The organism is Mycobacterium sp. UNC410CL29Cvi84 (genome assembly GCF_000686745.1).
Lineage (GTDB): Bacteria > Actinomycetota > Actinomycetes > Mycobacteriales > Mycobacteriaceae > Mycobacterium > Mycobacterium mucogenicum_B.
Genome location: NZ_JMLM01000017.1, coordinates 1 through 18,125 on the forward strand (window position 1 = coordinate 1; position 18,125 = coordinate 18,125).

15 protein-coding genes and 1 pseudogene are annotated in these 18,125 nt (G+C 68.7%); 8 read left to right on the plus strand and 8 right to left on the minus strand.

Features of this window, described 5'->3' with window-relative positions; all coding sequences use genetic code 11:
• The first annotated feature begins 128 nt into the window (after window positions 1-128).
• Window positions 129-1,400, plus strand: coding sequence for an HNH endonuclease (locus BR47_RS0122030; protein ID WP_029120788.1), 1,272 nt, complete (start codon window positions 129-131; stop codon window positions 1,398-1,400).
• Here the strand turns inward: BR47_RS0122030 and ypfJ are convergent.
• Entirely contained in the window at window positions 1,397-2,287 is an 891-nt protein-coding gene (gene ypfJ, locus BR47_RS0122035) for a KPN_02809 family neutral zinc metallopeptidase (protein ID WP_020101700.1), read from the minus strand. The two genes, BR47_RS0122030 and ypfJ, sit on opposite strands and share 4 nt — an antisense overlap.
• A gap of 32 nt (window positions 2,288-2,319) precedes the next feature.
• Between ypfJ and BR47_RS0122040 the strand changes: the two genes are divergently transcribed.
• Window positions 2,320-3,840, plus strand: coding sequence for a carboxylesterase/lipase family protein (locus BR47_RS0122040; protein WP_051634942.1), 1,521 nt, complete (start codon window positions 2,320-2,322; stop codon window positions 3,838-3,840).
• Here BR47_RS0122040 and BR47_RS0122045 read toward each other — a convergent pair.
• Both BR47_RS0122045 and BR47_RS0122050 read right to left on the minus strand, forming a co-directional pair.
• A complete protein-coding gene (locus tag BR47_RS0122045; RefSeq protein ID WP_029120790.1) occupies window positions 3,828-4,328 on the minus strand; it encodes an SRPBCC family protein in 501 nt (166 codons plus the stop codon). The two genes, BR47_RS0122040 and BR47_RS0122045, sit on opposite strands and share 13 nt — an antisense overlap.
• 33 nt (window positions 4,329-4,361) lie before the next feature.
• Window positions 4,362-4,826: an MPT63 family protein gene (locus BR47_RS0122050; protein ID WP_020101697.1), complete on the minus strand. Its 465-nt coding sequence runs from the start codon at window positions 4,824-4,826 to the stop codon at window positions 4,362-4,364.
• Window positions 4,827-4,902: 76 nt separating this feature from the next.
• Here BR47_RS0122050 and BR47_RS0122055 point away from each other — a divergent pair.
• Window positions 4,903-5,553, plus strand: a pseudogene (locus BR47_RS0122055) (phosphoribosyltransferase); the annotation flags it as partial.
• 2 nt (window positions 5,554-5,555) lie between these two features.
• Here the strand turns inward: BR47_RS0122055 and BR47_RS0122060 are convergent.
• Window positions 5,556-6,773 carry a DUF3060 domain-containing protein gene (locus BR47_RS0122060; RefSeq protein WP_029120792.1) on the minus strand — a complete coding sequence of 406 codons (1,218 nt, stop codon included), beginning with the start codon at window positions 6,771-6,773 and terminating at the stop codon, window positions 5,556-5,558.
• 199 nt (window positions 6,774-6,972) lie between these two features.
• Here BR47_RS0122060 and BR47_RS0122065 point away from each other — a divergent pair, with 199 nt between their 5' ends.
• Complete coding sequence (locus tag BR47_RS0122065; protein WP_020101694.1) at window positions 6,973-9,597, plus strand: LuxR C-terminal-related transcriptional regulator; 2,625 nt, start codon at window positions 6,973-6,975, stop codon at window positions 9,595-9,597.
• On the opposite strand, the gene BR47_RS0122070 is transcribed toward BR47_RS0122065, so the two are convergent.
• Window positions 9,594-10,475 carry an oxidoreductase gene (locus BR47_RS0122070; protein ID WP_029120793.1) on the minus strand — a complete coding sequence of 294 codons (882 nt, stop codon included), beginning with the start codon at window positions 10,473-10,475 and terminating at the stop codon, window positions 9,594-9,596. The genes BR47_RS0122065 and BR47_RS0122070 overlap by 4 nt on opposite strands.
• A gap of 64 nt (window positions 10,476-10,539) precedes the next feature.
• Here BR47_RS0122070 and aspS point away from each other — a divergent pair, with 64 nt between their 5' ends.
• On the plus strand, window positions 10,540-12,315 hold the full coding sequence (gene aspS / locus BR47_RS0122075; RefSeq protein ID WP_177127399.1) for an aspartate--tRNA ligase: 1,776 nt from the start codon (window positions 10,540-10,542) through the stop codon (window positions 12,313-12,315).
• Here aspS and BR47_RS33855 read toward each other — a convergent pair.
• Window positions 12,280-12,981, minus strand: a complete 702-nt coding sequence (locus BR47_RS33855; RefSeq protein ID WP_231506755.1) for an alpha/beta hydrolase — start codon at window positions 12,979-12,981, stop codon at window positions 12,280-12,282. The genes aspS and BR47_RS33855 overlap by 36 nt on opposite strands.
• On the minus strand, window positions 12,873-14,828 hold the full coding sequence (locus BR47_RS31155; protein WP_231506756.1) for a flavin-containing monooxygenase: 1,956 nt from the start codon (window positions 14,826-14,828) through the stop codon (window positions 12,873-12,875). Before BR47_RS31155 ends, BR47_RS33855 begins: the two co-directional genes overlap by 109 nt.
• A gap of 78 nt (window positions 14,829-14,906) precedes the next feature.
• On the opposite strand from BR47_RS31155, the gene BR47_RS0122085 reads away from it, so the two are divergent.
• The gene (locus BR47_RS0122085; protein WP_020101690.1) at window positions 14,907-15,338 is read left to right on the plus strand and encodes a nitroreductase family deazaflavin-dependent oxidoreductase; all 432 of its coding nucleotides are present in this window, start codon (window positions 14,907-14,909) and stop codon (window positions 15,336-15,338) included.
• A 63-nt stretch (window positions 15,339-15,401) separates the two neighbouring features.
• Here BR47_RS0122085 and BR47_RS0122090 read toward each other — a convergent pair whose 3' ends face one another.
• Window positions 15,402-16,586: a thiolase family protein gene (locus BR47_RS0122090; RefSeq protein WP_020101689.1), complete on the minus strand. Its 1,185-nt coding sequence runs from the start codon at window positions 16,584-16,586 to the stop codon at window positions 15,402-15,404.
• A gap of 96 nt (window positions 16,587-16,682) precedes the next feature.
• On the opposite strand from BR47_RS0122090, the gene BR47_RS0122095 reads away from it, so the two are divergent.
• Together BR47_RS0122095 and BR47_RS0122100 are read left to right on the plus strand one after the other, a co-directional pair.
• Window positions 16,683-17,159 carry a winged helix-turn-helix transcriptional regulator gene (locus BR47_RS0122095; RefSeq protein WP_029105280.1) on the plus strand — a complete coding sequence of 159 codons (477 nt, stop codon included), beginning with the start codon at window positions 16,683-16,685 and terminating at the stop codon, window positions 17,157-17,159.
• 9 nt (window positions 17,160-17,168) lie between these two features.
• Window positions 17,169-18,080: a DUF389 domain-containing protein gene (locus tag BR47_RS0122100; protein ID WP_020101687.1), complete on the plus strand. Its 912-nt coding sequence runs from the start codon at window positions 17,169-17,171 to the stop codon at window positions 18,078-18,080.
• The last annotated feature ends 45 nt before the right edge of the window (window positions 18,081-18,125 follow it).

Below are 18,125 nucleotides of genomic sequence, written 5' to 3' on the forward strand. Positions count from 1 at the left end.
CCCCAAACCAGAGGAAACGTTACCGATGTCCTGATACACCAACTGTCACCGATGTGCTGATGCAGAACTGTCACCGATGTCCTGATACATCACAGCACTTGTCGGGGGTGCGGTGTACATTCGAACGTATGAGCGAAAGCCTGATGCTGGCCCCCGACGCTGATGAGGCGGCGTTGTTGGGTCGCATGACCGAGCTCGAGCAGGTCAAGGCTGCCGCGGCGGCGGAGCAGGCCCGGTTGGCGGCCGCGTTGGAGGCGCGGCGGGTCGCCGCCGCGAGAGCGGGTGGGCCGCGGGTCTCGCGGGCCGCGTTGGGCTCGGAGGTGGGGCTGGCTCGGCGGGAGTCTCCGCATCGGGGTGAGCGGTTGATGGCGATGGCCCGCATTCTGACCGCGGACATGCCGTGCGCGCTGGCGGCGTTGGAATCCGGGGTGCTGTCGGAGCATCGGGCCGAACTGATCACCAAGGAAGCGGCGTACCTGTCGGCGTTGGATCGCCGGCTTCTGGATGTCGAGCTGTGCGGGGACCCGGCGCCGTTGGCGGGGCTGGGGAACGCCGAGGTGTCGGCGGAGGCCGCGCGGATCGCCTATGAGTTGGATCAGCAGACCGTCCTGGAGAAGATGACGCGGGCACGGGCCTCGCGGCATGTGCGGTTCCGGGTGGCCGCTGACGGCATGATGTCGATGACGGTGCTGATGCCGGCGGCCCAAGGTCAGTTGGTGCGCCAGACGCTGGCTCGTGAGGCGGCGTCGGAGGTGGCGGCGGGCTCAGAGCGCAGCCGTGCGCAGGTGATGGCCGATGTGGTGGTGGGGCGGGTCACGGGTCGTGATCCGGTCACGACATCGGTGCCGGTGACACTGAACCTGGTGATGTCGGATGAGACGCTGCTGACCGGGGGTGAGCAGCCCGCGCAGTTGGACGGCTATGGGCCGATTCCGGCGGTGCTGGCCCGGGATCTGGTGCTGGCCGCGGCGGCCGATGCGACGGTGGGGGCGGCGTTGCGGCGCCTCTACGCCCAGCCCGACACCAACAAGCTGGTGGCGATGGAGTCGAGGGCGCGGGCGTTCCCGAAGGCGCTCGCGACGTTCATCGGCTTGCGGGACCAGGTGTGCCGGACCCCGTACTGCAATGCGCGGATTCGGCACACCGACCACGTCACACCCCATGCCAAGCGTGGGCCGACGAGCGCGCACAACGGCGATGGGTTGTGCGAGCACTGCAATTACGTCAAGGAAGAACCGGGTTGGCAGGCGGCGGCGAGTTATGACCGGTACGGCCGGCACACCATCGCGCTGACCACGCCATCGGGCGCGGTGTACACCTCAACGGCGCCACCGACACCGGACGGCTTGCGCATCTTCACCCGCGATGTCCACATCGCGCGGATCAACCCTGCGGCCTAGCCCAGATTCTGTGCGTTGTACGTGTCGCACTGCTTGGGGTCACCGGTCTGGTAACCGGTGGTGAACCACTTCTGCCGTTCGGCCGACGAGCCGTGCGTCCACGACTCCGGGTTGACACGTCCGGTGGCCTGCTTCTGGATGTGATCGTCACCGACCGACGAGGCCGCCGACAGCGCGTCGGCAATGTCCTTGTCGCTCAACGGCTGCAGGAACGGCACGCCGGTGCTCTTCTGCTTGACCGTCGACGCGTAGTGCGCCCACACGCCGGCGTAGCAGTCGGCCTGCAGCTCGGTGCGCACGCTGTTGCCCTCGGCGCCCTTCGGCCCGCGTTGCGCCTTGCCGATGTCGCCGAGCAGGTTCTGCACATGGTGGCCGTACTCGTGGGCCACCACGTATTCCTGTGCCAAAGGTCCACCGCTGGAACCGAATTCGTCGACCAGGGTCTGGAAGAAGCTGGTGTCGAAGTAGGCGACCTTGTCGCCGGGGCAGTAGAAGGGGCCCACAGAGGTGTCGGCCGGGCCGCACGCGGTGTTGACCTGCCCACGGAACAGCCGGATCTTCGGCGGCGTGTAGCCCTTCAGCAGCTGCGACCACACGCCGTCCACGGAGTTGCCGGTGGCCACGATGCGGCACTCCAGGTACTTGTTGGCGTCCGCGCCGGTCTTGCACTTGCTCAGGTCGTAGGCGCTCGATCCCTGGCTGGACTGGGGCGCCTGGCTCTGGTGACCGAGAATCGAACTGGGATCCACGCCGAGGAACATGGCGACGACCACGATCACCAAGCCACCCATCCCGCCGCCGATCGCGAGACCCCGGCCGCCGAAGCCACCGCCCCCGCTGGTCGACGTGTTGCTCGTGTCGATCTGCATACCTTCGTTGAAGGACATCACCGCTCCGTCCGGGCCTCGAATACGACTGGATGCCAGCTTTCCACACTAGGATTTGCGGTGTGGCCGTCCAGCCCGAAACCATCGACCGTTCGACCATCGTTCACACCCGCGCCGGCGCCCTCAGGGGCACCACGGAAGGCAGTGTGTACGTCTGGCGGGGTGTCGGCTACGCCGAACAGCCCGTCGGGCCGTTGCGGTTCCGCGCCCCGCAACCACTGATCCCGTGGTCTGGCATTCGTGACGCCATCGATCACGGACCCATCCCGCCGCAGGGCAAGTCGTTCGTCGGCGGCGGGCGTGACGACCCCAAGATGCGTGACGAGGCCTGCCTGACAGTGACGGTCTGGTCACCCGACGTGACAGGCACACTGCCGGTGATGGTGTGGATTCCCGGCGGCGCGTTCGTGTTCGGGGCCGGCCAGCTGCAGCTCTATAACGGCTCCCGGCTGGCGGCCAACGGCAACGTGGTGGTCGTCAACGTCACCTATCGGCTCGGCGTCTTCGGCGGCTTCGAACTCGGCGATCTGGGCCCCGGATTCGACGACAACCTGTGTCTGCGCGACCAGATCGCGGCCCTGCAATGGGTGCGCGACAACATCGCTGCGTTCGGCGGCGACCCCGACCAGGTCACCGTCTTCGGCGAATCCGCGGGTGCCACATCGGTGCTGGCGCTGCTGGCCAGCCCCGCCGCCGACGGGCTGTTCGGCCGGGCCATCGCGCAGAGCCCGGCGCTGCCGCTCATCGCCGACCGCGAGACCCGGGCCCGCCAGGCGCACGAGTTCGTCCGCCGGTTGGACGTCCCCGTCGACGAGATCGCCGCGCTGCCGCAGCGCCAGCTGCGCCGCGCCGCCGGCCAACTGCAGGGGGAGAGCGCGGCCAACAGTCCCAAGCTGGCCTACGGACTGACCTACGGCGTCGACCTGCTGCCCGCGCATCCGGTGCTCGCCGCCCGGGCCGGGGCCGTGGCCAAGGTCCCGCTGATCGTGGGTACCAACAGCCGTGAGGCATCGATGTTCGCCTGGGGCCGACCACCGATGCTGCCCACCACGGTGCCCATGGTCGACGACTACTTCGCGCGCGTCGCGCCGGACGCCAAAGATGCTGTGCTGCAGGCCTATCCGAGCTACCCGCGGCGCCGGGCGCTGATCGCGATCGGCTCCGACGTCATGTTCGGCGCCCCGACATGGGCGTTCGCGGACGCCTACAGCGGGCACGCGCCGACGCACGCCTACCGGTTCGACCACACCACCTGGACCCTGAAAGTGCTGGGGCTCGGCGCGACGCACGGCAGTGAGATCGTGCACATCCAGCACAGCTACGGCTCGTACCTCGGCCGGATGCTGCATCCGCTCGGGCGTCAGGTACAGCCGTCGGTCGGCCGGCGCATGCAGCGCACCTGGCTGGATTTCGCGACGGCGGCACTGGCGAATTGGCCGACCTACGACACCGACCGCCGGGCCACGCGGGTCATCGGCTCGATGCGCGACGAGACCATCGACGACCCGGACCAGGCGCGCCGCGAGGTCTGGGAAGGGCTCTACGCGCCGTAGCGCTCGTCCGTGTAGCGGCGCAGGTTGTGCAGGAACCGCTGGAACAGCCACGCCATCATGGGGCGGCCCGCCCGCATGCCCAGCTCACCGGCGAGGCCCTTGGGCTTCATCGCCATCACCCACGTCAGGTGACAACCATCGGCGGTCTCCTCGACGGTGTAGCCCTCGGCGAACGCCGACAGCATGTTCGAGGTACTGGTGTTGAATCGGAATGCCATGTAGGAGAACGGCTCCCAGGCGATGAACTCCTCGTCGCCGACGATGTGGCCGCGCATGGTCACCGTGCGGGTGGTGCCCACGCCGTACGGCTTCGGGCTGGTCCACTCCACGTTGGTGATCAGCGTCGCCCAGCGCGGCCAGGACGTCTCATCCGAGAAGACCTCGAACAACTGCTCCGGCTTGATCGCCAGATCGACTTTGCTGACGAAGCGGAACGGTGCGCTGTCGATGAAGTCGACGCCTACGGGCTCGCACTGGTAGGTCTTCATGAGTAGACACCCTAGAACAGGGTGTCTACTGATTCACGGAGTCCAGACCATCAGGTCTTCCATTCCGTTGTTCATCGTCACCGTCGTGGGAGCGGGGCCGGTGACGTCGAAGTGGATCTTTCCGGTCGATTGGCCGCCTTGCGGAATGGTCGCGCCGCTGATGTTGATCGGGCTCGCGACCATCCACAGCACGCGGTAGGCCGCCTGGTTCGGCGCGACGGCGTTGAACTGCGAAATGCCAGGTGTCACCGGGCCGCTCAGCGCGCGAACGGTGGCGGTGGCCTCCCAGAGCTTTCCCGCGACCCGGTAGCCCGGCATCACATCAGAGCTGGGCTTGAGATCGGAGACCTGCCAGCTCAGCTGGACCTGACCGACGCTGTCCGTCATCGTCATGGCGCTGCCGAGCTTGCCGACGAGTGGATAGCCGGCCGACGCGATCGGCGCACTGGCGATGCCGATGACCGAGAAAACCGCAACAGCTGTTCCGGTGACCTTCACTTCTGCCTCCTCGAACGGTTTTTTGTATGGCCCTGTCAATTACGGATTACCACTGAAAAGCGCTGATGGGAATAGGATCGGAGGTACGCGAAACCATGATTCGAGGCGCGTCTTTCGTGATCGTGCAGAAGCGGGGCGCGTAGTGGCCGGTCTGCTGACGGCGTACCGCGGCAGGCGCGATGTCGTCGTGCTCGGCCTGGCTCGCGGCGGCGTCCCTGTCGCCCGCGAAATTGCCCGTGCACTCGACGCGCCGCTGGACGCGCTGATCATCCGCAAGCTGGGTGTCCCCGGCCACGAGGAGTACGCGATGGGCGCGATCGGTGGCGGCGGTCACGTCGTCGTCAATCAGGATGTCGTTGGGCCACTAAAGATTTCGCAGCAGACCCTGTGCGAGGTCGCGGAAGCCGAGGGCCGTGAGTTGCAACGGCGGGAAACCGATTACCGCCAGGGTCGGCCACCGCCGAACGTCAAGGGGCGCACCGTGATCCTCGCCGACGACGGCATGGCCACCGGCGCCAGCATGCGCGTCGCCGCCGAAGTGCTGCGGGAGAGCGGGCCGCGGACCCTGGTGGTCGCGGTGCCCGTCGGTACGGAAGCGGCGTGCCGCCAGCTCATGGGAATCGCGGACGACGTGGTGTGCGCCGACATGCCGACGCCCTTTGCGGCTGTGGGGGAGTCCTACCGCGATTTTGATCAGGTCAGCGACGACGAGGTGCGGCGGCTGCTGCGTTAGGGATTGACGACGGTTTCGCCCGGCCCGGACTCGACATCGTGGCCGGAACCGATGGCGACGGCGTGGCTGTCTGGACCTTGAGCACTGACCGTGTTGGAGGTGCCGACAGCCACGGCGGTGCTGTCATTGCCGAGTATGTCGACATCGTTGTACGAACCGTATCCGGCCTCTGCCGCACTGTTGTTCCCGTTCACCTGAACGTTGTTTCCGAAATCTGTCGATGTCAAGCCGGCCTGGGCGGAGCTCCCGTCGCCGTAGACCTGTGCGCTGCTGTAGTTGCCGAGTGCCTCGGCCGTGCTGTGATCTCCCTCGACCCAGGCGGTGGTGTGGTCGCCGACGGCGGTTGCCGTGTTGCTGTCGCCGACCACGTAGGCAGAGCTGTGGGGGCCAACCGTCGCCACATCGTTACTGTCGCCGCTGACCGAGGCGCCACTGTCGACGCCGTCGGTGGATACGTCGTTGTGGTCGCCGGTGACTCGCACGGTGACGGTGCCGGTGTTCGTACTGCCGCTGCTGGTGACGTCGTTGTCCGAACCCCGCACGACGACGACATTGCGGGCCCCGGTCGCGGCCACGGTGTTGTCGGATCCGATCAATGAGACGGTGCTGTCCAGACCCGTGGCGTCGACGGTGTTGCGGGAGCCGGTGACGGTCGCCTCGCTGTCGATACCGGAGGCGCGCACGGTGTTGTCGGACCCGCTGACGGTGGCCTCGCTTCCGGAACCGGAGGCCGTGACCGTGTTGTCAACACCGGTGGCGGTGGCCGTACTGCCGGCGCCGGAGGCGAGGACGCGGTTCCCCGTTCCGCTTGCGGTGGCGGTGGCTCCGGTGCCGCTGGCGGTGACCTTGTTTCCTCCGCCGGCCAGGCAGGTTTCGCATGCGCGGACGTTGGCGAGGGCGGTGGCGCCGTCGCCGCGTGCGATCGCGGTGGAGCCGTTCGATGCGACCGCTGTAGCGTCCACACCGCGGGCGATGGCTTTCGATCCCTTGCCGTCGGAAATCGCGATGGCGTCGCCCTTCTGCACCCGCGTTACGCCGTTGGTGGCGACGGCCATGTTCTGGCCGGGAGCGGTGGGCGCGGTGGTGCCCGGGCCGTCCGATGTCGGCGAAGACGGAGCCGGTTTGGCCGAGGCCACTCCGGGCGCGACGACCAGTCCTATGCCCAATGCCACCGCCAGCGCCCCGATTCGCCCGATGTGGTTGGCATGACCCATGGTTCGCCCCTTCCGCCTCCGCCCACCGCCGGCAATTGCGCCGGTGATTGAAAAGTAAGGCGGCCGACCGCACGGGACTGGGGTAAGGCCCTACCCCAATCATCTAGCGCAGCTATTGTTTGCCCTCGGCGAACCTGGCAGCATCTGGTGCAAATGATGTGAGTTTGCTGGGACTGGGCCCGCCGGAGGTGATCCGTCAGTGATCCACGAATGGCCCCTGCACGGACGAGCCGAGGAACTGCGGGCTATCGAGACCGCGATCAGGCGCCCGGACCGGGCCCGCGGCATCGTCTTGTCGGGCGCCGCGGGCGTCGGCAAGACCCGCCTTGCGCGCGAAGTCGTCACGGCCTGCCGGCCACCGGGGCGCTCGCGGTGGATTGCCGGCACCGCGTCGGCCCGCAGCATCCCGCTGGGTGCGTTCGCCGACATCGCCAGTGACTTCGGCCCTGATCCGTTGCGGCGGGTCCGTGAGGTGATCGACGGGGTGATCGGCACCGCGCCGTCGGGTGCGGTGGTCGTCGGTGTCGACGACGCGCACCTCCTCGACGATCTGTCGGCTTTCGCCGTGCATCAACTCGTCTCGCGGAAGCTGGCCACCGTGGTGCTGACGCTGCGATCGGGTGAACCGGCTCCCGATGCCATCACCGCGATCTGGAAAGACGATGTACTGGAACGCATTGAGTTGCAACCACTTTCCGCGACGGCCATCGCGAAACTGGTCGAGCGCATCCTGGGTGGTCCGGTGCATTCGCGGTGTGTGCAACAGCTGTGGCAGTACACGCAGGGCAACGTCCTGTATCTGCGCCACCTGCTGGACACCGAGGTCAGCGCCGGCCGGTTGACGCAGCAATCCGGGGTGTGGATGTGGCAGGGCCAGCCGCGGCTGACACCCACGCTCGCCGAACTGCTCACCACCCGGATCGGCCAGATCCCGGCCGCGGCGCGCCATGTGCTCGACGCCCTCGCCGTGACCGAACCACTCGACATCGAGACCCTGACAGCGGTCACGGATGCCGATGCCATCACCGAGACCGAAGCGCTCGGGTTGATCCGCATCGACAGCAGCACGACGCCTGCCTCGGTGCGGCTGGCCCATCCGATGCTCGGTGAAGTGCGCCGCACCGACTCGCTGCGGATGCGTCGCCTGCACGGGCGGATCGCCGCGGCGCTGATGGCGCGTCCCGCCACCGATCCGCGTGATCTGGTCCGCCGCGCGGTGCTGACGCTGAACTCCGATCGCGCCCCCGACCCGGCGATCCTGAACGCGGCCACATCGGCGGCGATCCAGCTGACCGACATGCGGCTCGCGGAGTCACTGGCCGAGCGCGCGGTGGCGGCAGGTGGCGGCGTGGAAGCCGACATCGCGCTGTCGCTGGCGTTGATCTGGCAGGAGCGTGGCGAGGAGGCCGAGGTCATCTTCGCCCGGCTCGCCGCCGACACCTCGGGCCCGCTGCGGGTGCAGGTGGCCCTGCTGCGCGCCCTGAACTTCGCGGTGATCCTCGGCCACACGGCCCGCGCCGAAGCCGAACTCGACAGCGAGATACCGCCCGGCGATGCCACGGTCGCGGCGACGGCACTGGCGTTACGTGCGTCGATCGACGTGGCGCGCGGCCGGTCCGCTGCGGCCATCGAGCAGGCGCGCAGAGTGGTCGACGATGCGGCCGCCGAACCCGTCGCGCGGATGCTCTCGACGTGGGCGCTGGTGAGCAGTCTGGGGGAGCTGGGCCGCATCGACGAGGTTGAGGCTGTCGCGGAGGCCGGCTACCGGCTGGCCGACACCAGTCCCGAGGTGTCGCACCTGCGGCTACCGCTGGCATTTCTGCACCTGCACATGCATCGGCTGGCCGGCACTCTTGACCAGGCCGACATGACCATCGCGCGCATCCGCCGCGACACCGTCGACGTCCCTATCGAGGGCTCGTGGCAGGTCGCCGAATCGTGGCACGCCTTCGTTGCGGGACTGTCGGCCATCAGCCGGGGCGCGCTGGCCGACGCGCACCGGCTGTGCCTGGAATCGCTCGCCGATTTCAGCGCGCGGGACGGCGGCAGCATGCGCAAGATGCTAGCTCGGCTGTGGCTCGTCAGTGCCGACGCCATGTCGGGCCGTGCCGAGGACGCGCGCCGCGAATTCACCGCCACGCCGTGGTGGCGGGCCGACCCGGACGCCTGTGCCCGTGATCCTGACCGCACCCTGGCCCGCGCGTGGGTGTGCGCCGCCGAAGGTGCTGTGTCCGAAGCCATTTCGATAGCCCGCACGGCCGCGGCGCGCGAGCGTCAGCTCGGCCGGCTGGGCTGGGAGGTCATGCTGCTGCAGACGGCGACGCAATTCGGCGACCGCACCACCGCATCCCGGCTCGCCGAGCTCGCGCTGACGGTACGGGGACCGCGTGCGGCCGCCGCCGCGGCGCACGCCGTCGCGCTGGCCGCGGCCGACGGCGACGGCCTGGTGGCGGCGGCCAAGCTCTACGAGTACTTCGGTGACCGGGTGGCGGCCGCCGATGCGGCCGCGCAGGCCGCTGCCGTCTATCAGCAGGCGGGACTACGTGGATCGGGACTCGGCGCGGCGAGCACCGCCGCGCGGCTGGCGGCCGAGTGCGGCGGCGCCGACACCCCGGCCCTACGGGCCGCGGCCACCCCGCCGGCGATCACCGCCCGGCAACGCGAGATCGTCGGGTTGGCGGCCAAGGGGCTGAGCAACACCGCCATCGCCGAGCGGCTCGGGATGTCCCGTCGCTCGGTGGAAGGGCACATCTTCCGGGCGTGTCAGCGCGTCGGCGTCAACAGCCGCGACCAGCTGGTCGCGCTGGTTTTCGGTGAGCGCTAACCCGGTCCGTCACTGGCCGCGGCGAGCAGCGGCACCAGTACGTCACTGATCGGGGTGGGGATGCCGTGCGCGGCACCCTTGCGCTGGATGACGCCGTTGCGGATGTCCCACTCGAGCGGACGGCGGGCCTCCCGGTCGATCAGCATCGAGGTCGCCATGTCCGTGGGCGCTTGTTTGAGCATGTCGGCGATCTCGTCGACGACACCGTCGGGCAGCGTCGCGCCGTCGGCTCGGGCGACCGCGAGGCACTCGGTCAGGTACCTGCGGGCCAGGGCGGCGACATCGTCGCGCCGGAACATGCCGGAACGCCGGCCGGACAGCACCATGAACCCCACCACGGCATTGACCAGCAGCTTGCGCCACGCCGCGCTGAGGAAGTCCGCGTCCAGCTCGACGGCGATCCCGCTGCCCTCCAGATCGGCCGCCAGGCGGGCCGCGGCCGCGTCATCGGGCAGCACCAGTCGAGGGGCGCTCAGCACCTGCACCCAGCCCTCGGGCCGGGTCTCGGCGGCGATCCAGATCGCCGCAGGTACGACGGTGGATTCGGGGCAGTAGGGCCGCAGCCGGTCGGTTTGTTCGACACCGTTCTGCAGCGCGCAGACCACGGTGTCCGGACCGCACAAGCGGGCCAGCCACTCGGCGGAGGCGGCGTACTGGGTGTCCTTGACCGCCAGCAGCACCACGTCGACCGGTCCGGTGACGGTGTCTGGATCGGTGCGCACCGGGCCGGGTACGACGATGGGCGCGCTGCCGTCCAGCCGCACCTCGATCTGTGCACGCGCAGTTCGGCCGCACAACACGATGTCGCGGCCCGCCGCGTACAGCAGCGCGGCGATGGTCGATCCGATAGCGCCTGGTCCCACGAGGGCGAAGCTCACTGTCGCCAAAATACCGGTCGAGGCTCCCCTCTAGACTTAGCGGTCGATTCAGACGTCAGAGGAGATTTTCGTGTTGCGCAGCCACGCCGCCGGTTCGTTGCGGTCCACCGATGCCGGTCAGACGGTGACCCTCGCCGGATGGGTGGCGCGCCGGCGCGACCACGGCGGCGTCATCTTCATCGACCTGCGTGACGCCTCCGGGGTCTCCCAGGTGGTGTTCCGCGACGCCGCCGTTCTGGAGCAGGCCCACCGGCTGCGCGCCGAGTTCTGCGTCCTGGTCACGGGCATCGTCGAGGTGCGGCCGGAAGGCAACGCCAACAAGGACATCGCCACCGGTGACATCGAGGTCAACGCGACGACGCTCGAGGTGCTCTCCGAGAGCGCGCCGCTGCCGTTCCAGCTCGACGAGACCCCGGGCGAGGAAGCGCGCCTGAAGTACCGCTATCTGGACCTGCGCCGCGAAGGCCCGGGCAACGCAATCCGGTTGCGCTCCAAGGTCAATGCCGCGGCCCGTGCCGTGCTCGACAAGCACGACTTCGTCGAGATCGAGACGCCGACCATGACCCGGTCGACCCCCGAGGGCGCCCGCGACTTCGTGATCCCCGCGCGTCTGCAGCCGGGTTCGTTCTATGCACTGCCGCAGAGCCCGCAGCTGTTCAAGCAGCTGCTCATGGTGGCGGGCATGGAGCGGTACTACCAGATCGCCCGTTGCTACCGCGATGAGGATTTCCGCGCCGACCGCCAGCCCGAGTTCACCCAGCTGGACCTCGAGATGAGCTTCGTCAACGCCGACGACGTGATCGGCGTGGCCGAAGAGGTGGTGGCGGCGCTGTGGAAGCTGATCGGCGTCGACCTGCCGCTGCCGCTGCCGCGCATCAGCTACGAGGAGGCCATGCGCCGCTTCGGTTCGGACAAGCCGGACCTGCGCTTCGCCGTCGAGCTCGTCGAGTGCACCGACTACTTCAAGGACACCCCGTTCCGGGTGTTCCAGGCGCCGTACGTGGGTGCGGTCGTCATGCCGGGCGGGGCGTCGCAGCCGCGACGCACGCTGGACGGCTGGCAGGAGTTCGCCAAGCAGCGCGGCCACAAGGGCCTGGCCTACGTGCTCGTCGGCGAGGACGGCGAGCTGGGTGGCCCGGTGGCCAAGAACCTCACCGACGCCGAGCGGGCCGGTCTGGCCGAGCACGTCGGAGCGAAGGTGGGGGACTGCATCTTCTTCGCGGCCGGCCCGGCCAAGGGTGCCCGCGCCCTGCTGGGCGCGACGCGCATCGAGATCGCCAAGCGCCTCGATCTGATCGATCCGAACGCGTGGGCGTTCACCTGGGTGGTCGACTGGCCGCTGTTCGAGTCCGCCGACGCCGCCACCGCATCGGGTGACGTCGCCGTCGGTTCGGGTGCCTGGACCGCGGTGCACCACGCGTTCACCGCGCCGCAGCCCGACTCGATCGCGACCTTCGACACCGATCCCGGCGCGGCCATGGCCGACGCCTACGACATCGTGTGCAACGGCAACGAGATCGGCGGCGGCTCGATCCGTATCCACCGTCGCGATGTCCAGGAGCGGGTGTTCGCGATGATGGGCATCGACGAGGCCGAGGCGCAGGACAAGTTCGGATTCCTGTTGGATGCCTTCACCTTTGGCGCGCCGCCCCACGGCGGCCTGGCCTTCGGCTGGGACCGCATCACCGCGCTGCTGGCCGGGGTTGACTCCATCCGCGACGTCATCGCGTTCCCGAAGTCGGGCGGCGGCGTCGACCCGCTGACCGACGCCCCGGCGCCCATCACCGCGCAGCAGCGCAAGGAGTCAGGGATCGACTTCAAGCCTGAGAAAAGCGCGTAAGGCTTCGGCCATCTGCGCCCGGATCGGCGCGCCGGACACGACGAGGTCGACCATCGTCGTCGACAGGTGCGTGTGGCCGCGGGCCTGGACGTGCTCGGTGGGCACGCCGGCCGCGGCCAGCGCGGCGGCGTAGGCGTTGCCTTCGTCGCGCAGCGGGTCGAACTCGCAGGTCACCACCATCGCCGGTGGTAGGCCGGCCAGGTTGCCGCACAACGGTGACCGCCGCGGATCGTCGGCGGGACCGTCGTACAGCTCGGCGAACCACTGCATGAGCGGTGTGGTGAGCCCGTAGCCATCGGCGTTCTCCTCGTACGACGGGTACGGCTGCGCGTCGGTCACCGGCGTCAGCAGGAGCTGGCCGCTGAGGTGTGGGCCGCCGTGGTCGCGCGCCCATTGGCACACGGCCGCGGCGATGTTCCCGCCGGCGCTCCACCCGGCCACCGCGAGCCGGTCGGGGAGCCCGCCGAGGGCTGCGGCATTGGCGGCCGCCCACCGCAGCGCGGCGATGCCGTCATCGATGGCCGCAGGGAACGGGTGTTCCGGGGCGTGCCGGTAGTTCATCGACAAGACGAGCGCATCGGCCCGCACGCAAAGGTCGCGGCACAGCGGGTCGTCGGATGTCGCGTCACCCAGTACCCAGCCGCCGCCGTGGAAGTAGACGACCACCGGGTGCGGCCGCGGCGTCGCGGGCCGGTACAGCCGGAAGTCGAGTTCGCCTGCGCACCCGGGAATCGGCCGTCGACAATCTCACCGACGTCCGGGCCCGGCGGCCGGGCGGCATTCGCCTCGACCATGGCGGCGCGTGCCACGTCGACCGGAAGTGATTCCAGTGGAGGCGGATTCATCGCCGCCACCATGTCCAGCACCATCTGAACGTCGGGTTGCAGCCGCCGTACCACACCGTCATGACACTGCGAACCTGCCGGCCCGGTCAGCTCGAACCCGAGGTAGTCCCGTCCGACGACGTCGGCGCAGGCGGCGGCGTAGAAGTCGACACCCGCGGCGTAGGGCATGAAGACCCGGGTCTTGCCGGGGATGTTGGCGCCGACGTACCACGAATTGGCTTGCGGGAACATGGTGATGGCGCCGGCGTCGGCGACGTGCTGCATCCAGCCGGCTTCGGCGGTCGGCGTCGGTTCGATGGTGTCGAAGCCGTGTTCACGCAGATATGCCACCGTCTCGGCGACGAGTTCGACGTGCTGCTCGATGGACACCGCCATGTTGGACAGCACCGACGGACTGCCCGGTCCGGTGATCAGGAACAGGTTCGGGAACCCGGTGGTGGTGAGACCGAGATAGGTCGACGGGCCTTGCGCCCATTTGGTTTTCAGTGTGAGTCCGTCGCGCCCGACGATGTCGATGGCCGTCACCGCACCGGTGATGGCGTCGAATCCGGTCGCGAACACCAGCGCGTCGAAGTCGAACGATTCGCCCACGGTCTCGACGCCGCTTTCGGTGACGCCGACCAATGGCTGCGTTCGGAGGTCGACCAGCCGTACGTGCGGCTGGTTGAACGTGGCGTAGTAGTCGGTGTCGAGGCACAGCCGTTTCGCGCCGACCGGATAATCGTTGGGACACAACAGTTCCGCGATCTGGGGATCATGGACCGCGCTGCGGATTTTGTCGCGGACGAAATCGGCGAACGACGCGTTGGCGGCCGGGTTGCTCATCAGGTCCGAGAACATGTTGAGCGTTTCGAGGAGCTCGCCGATCTGCCAGGCGCGTTCGTATCGCTGCTGGCGATAGGCCTCGGGCACCGCGAACGTCGGAATCAGCGTGCGCTCCTGCGGCACCCCGCCGAACGACGCCCGCGCCGCCGCCCGGTACGCGGGCTCGTCGGCCAGCGCGGCCTGCTTCTCCGCCGACACCGGCCCGTTGTGCGCCGGGATCGAAAAACACGGTGTGCGCTGGAAGACAGTCAGCTGCGCGGCCTGCGCGGCGATCAGCGGAATCGACTGGATGCCCGACGACCCCGTACCGATCACCCCGACGCGCTTGCCGGTGAAGTCGACGGGTTCGTGCGGCCAGCGGTTGGTGTAAAACGTCTCACCCGTGAAGGTTTCGATGCCCTTGATGTCGGGCTCCTTGGGGATCGACAGGCAGCCGGTGGCCAGCACCAGATGACGGCACACGACGTCGTCGCCCCGGTCGGTGCGCACGCGCCACGTGCCGTCGGCCCAGTGCGCGCTGGTGACCCGGGTACCGAACGTGATGTCGCGGCGCAGATCGAACTTGCCGGCGACGTGGTTCAGGTACCGCAGGATTTCCGGCTGGGTTGCGTACTTCTCCGACCATTGCCAGTCGCGGTGCCAGTCCGGGTCGAAGCTGAACATGTAGTCGAGGCTGGGGATGTCGACGCGCGCGCCAGGGTAGCGGTTCCAGTACCAGGTGCCGCCGATGTCGTCGGCCGCTTCGAAGACGCTCACCGAGAAGCCGCGCTCGCGCAATTTGTGGATCAGGTACAGGCCGGCGAACCCGGCCCCGACTACGACGGCGTCGACTTCGGACGTCATTGGCACCTCCGTCAATTCCCACGCAAGTATCGCGCCGCGACGGGAACATTTGGGCCGGTTCGCGAGGTTGGGTCAGGCATGACCGAATTCACGGATGCCGCGTCCTTCCATGCCTTCAACGCCGCGATCGTCGACGAGTTCCGCGCCAACGGCGGCAAGGTCGGAGGCCAGTTCGAGGGTGGCAATCTGCTGCTGTTGCACACCACGGGCGCCAAGTCGGGTCAGCCGCGCATGTCGCCGCTGGCGTACCTGCCGGTCGACGGCAAGATCCTCATCGTCGGCTCGAAGGCCGGCGCCCCCACCCACCCGGACTGGGTGCACAACCTGCGGGCCAACCCGAATGCTCATATCGAGATCGGGACGGACGCTTACGACGTCGTCGCCCGCGAACTGCCCGATGATGAGCGCGAGGCCACGTATCCGCTCATCACGGCCGTGGCCCCCGTCTTCGCGGACTACCAGGCGAAGACGTCGCGCGTCATCCCGCTGTTCGAGCTCGTACGCGCCTGAGCGTGGCCGCAGCCCCGGCAGGACAGGGGGACGGACTGCCGGGGCTGCGTCATTCAGGAGGTCTTACAGCCGCTCGATGATGGTGGCGTTCGCCATGCCGCCGCCTTCGCACATCACCTGCAGGCCGTAGCGTCCGCCGCGCTGGTCGAGTGCATTGACCAGCGTGCTCATGATGCGGGCGCCGCTGGCACCGAGCGGGTGGCCGATGGCGATGGCGCCGCCGTTGACGTTGGTCTTGGCGAGGTCGGCTCCGGTGTCGGCCGCCCAGGCCAGTACGACGGGCGCGAACGCCTCGTTCACCTCGAACAGGTCGATGTCGGACAGCGACAGGCCGGACCGGGCCAGCACCTTCTCGGTCGCCGGGATGACACCGGTCAGCATGTACAGCGGATCCGATCCGACCGCGGTCATGGTGTGGATGCGGGCCAGCGGCGTGAGCCCGTGGCTGCGGGCGAAGGCGCCACTGGTGATCATGACCGCCGCGCTGCCGTCGGACAGCGGCGACGAGTTGCCGGGCGTGATCTCCCAACGGATTTGGGGGAAGCGCGCGGCGTAGGCGTCGCTGTAGAACGCGGGCTTCAGCCCGGACAGGGTCTCGACAGAGGTGCCCGGCCGGATGATCTCGTCGGCGGCCAGGCCGGCCACCGGCACGAGTTCGTTGTCGAACAGCCCGTCCTTGGCGGCGCGGGCCGCCTTCTCGTGGCTGGCCGCGGAGAACTCGTCGAGCTGGGTGCGGGAGAAGTTCCAGCGCGCCGCGATCAGTTCGGCGCTGATGCCCTGGGGGACAAGGCCGTCGGGATAGCGTTCGGCCAGGCCCACCCCGAACGGGTTGCTGCCCGGCAGGACGGCGGCGCCCATCGGCACGCGGGACATCGACTCGACGCCCGCTGCGATCACCGCGTCGTACGACCCGGCCAGCACACCCTGCGCGGCGAACGAGATGGCCTGCTGCGAACTGCCGCACTGGCGGTCGACGGTGGTGCCGGGCACGCTCTCGGGAAAACCGGCGCCCAGCAAGGCGTTTCGGGCCACATTTGCTGCTTGATCACCGGCTTGCGTGACGGCGCCGGCGATGACGTCGTCCACCAGGACCGGGTCGACGCCCGTGCGTTCCACCACGGACCGCAGGCTGTGGGCGAGCAGGTCGGCGGGAAGGACGTCGTGCAGCGCGCCGTTCGCCTTGCCCTTGCCGACCGGCGTGCGTACCGCCGCGACGATCACGGCATCGCGGTCTGTGTATCCCGACATGAGAATCCTCCTGTAACTCCACGCTGAGTACTGCTTCCTATACCCAGATCTAACACCTGGGTATGGCAAGAGCAACCCAGCGGTAGAGTGATCCGCATGACAGCGCTACAGGGTGTGCTCGCCGAACGCGACAACTGGTCGGCGGTCGGCCAGTGCGCCATCGAGAAGACGATGTCGTTGGTCGGCACCAAATCGGCCATGCTGCTCATGCGTGAGGCCTACTACGGCACAACGCGTTTCGACGACTTCGCCAGACGGGTCGGCATCACCAAGGCGGCCACGTCGGCGCGGCTCGCCGAACTGGTGGAGGCCGGCCTGCTGACCAAACAGCCGTACCAGGAGCCGGGGCAGCGCAGCCGCGACGAGTACGTGCTGACGCAGGCGGGCACGGACTTCATGCCGGTGGTGTGGGCGATGTTCGAATGGGGCCGGAAACACCTGGGCGACACCGGCCTGCGGCTGACCCACCTGGGCTGCGGCGCCGACGCCACCGTCGAGATCCGGTGTGCGGAGGGACACGAGGTTCCGCCGGACGAGCTCGGGATGAAGCTGGCGCGCCGCCGCGGTCGGTAATCTTCGGCCGTGCTGCATCTACGCGTGATCACCCCGCCGGAACTCGCCGATTCGGTACTCGAGCTCTACCGGCACCACGGCGGCATCGCCAACGTGGTGGCCCACCCGGGCGCGGCGATCGATCCGCGCGGCGACGTGATCACCGCCGACATCGCCCGCGACGCCGCCGACGGACTGATCCGCGGGCTGCGGGCGCTCGGCATCGACCAGGACGGCGCCATCACGATGGAGGTGCTCGACACCGTGCTGTCGACGGCCGCCTACCGCGCCGAGGACGAGATCGACGGTGACGGCGAAGACGCGGTGGTCTGGGACGAACTGGTGCTGCGCACCCGCGAGCAGAGCAGCCTCGGCATCTCCTACATGGCGTTCCTGTGCATCGCGTGTCTGCTGGCCGCCGTCGGCGTGCTGACCGATTCGGCGATCACCGTCGTCGGCGCCATGGTCGTCGGCCCCGAGTTCGGGCCGCTGGCCGCACTGGCGGTGGCGGTGGTGCGGCGCAAGGGCTATCTGGCGAAGCGCGCGGCGCTGGCCCTGCTCGTCGGCTTCCCGGCGGCGATGCTCGTCACAGCGGTGGCCACGCTCGCCTTCGAGGCACTGGGCTGGGTGGCGTTGCGCAGCATCCACGAACTGCAGAACGTCGACTTCATCTTCCAGGTCGGGCCGTTCTCATTCGTGGTGGCACTGCTGGCCGGTGCCGCCGGGATGCTGTCCCTGGTGACATCGAAATCGGCTGCGCTGGTTGGGGTCTTCATCTCGGTGACGACGGTCCCCGCGGCCGGGATGTCGGTGGTCGCGGCCACCACGCGCGACTGGGATGTGGCCCTGGCCTCGGCGGGACAGTTGGCCGTCAACATGGTCGGCATCGTGGCGGCGGGGGTGCTGGTCCTGGCCGGGTACAACAGGGCCCGCCGCCGCTAGTTTTCTCCACTCTGCGACCTACCCGTTCTTGTGGTGGGATCGATC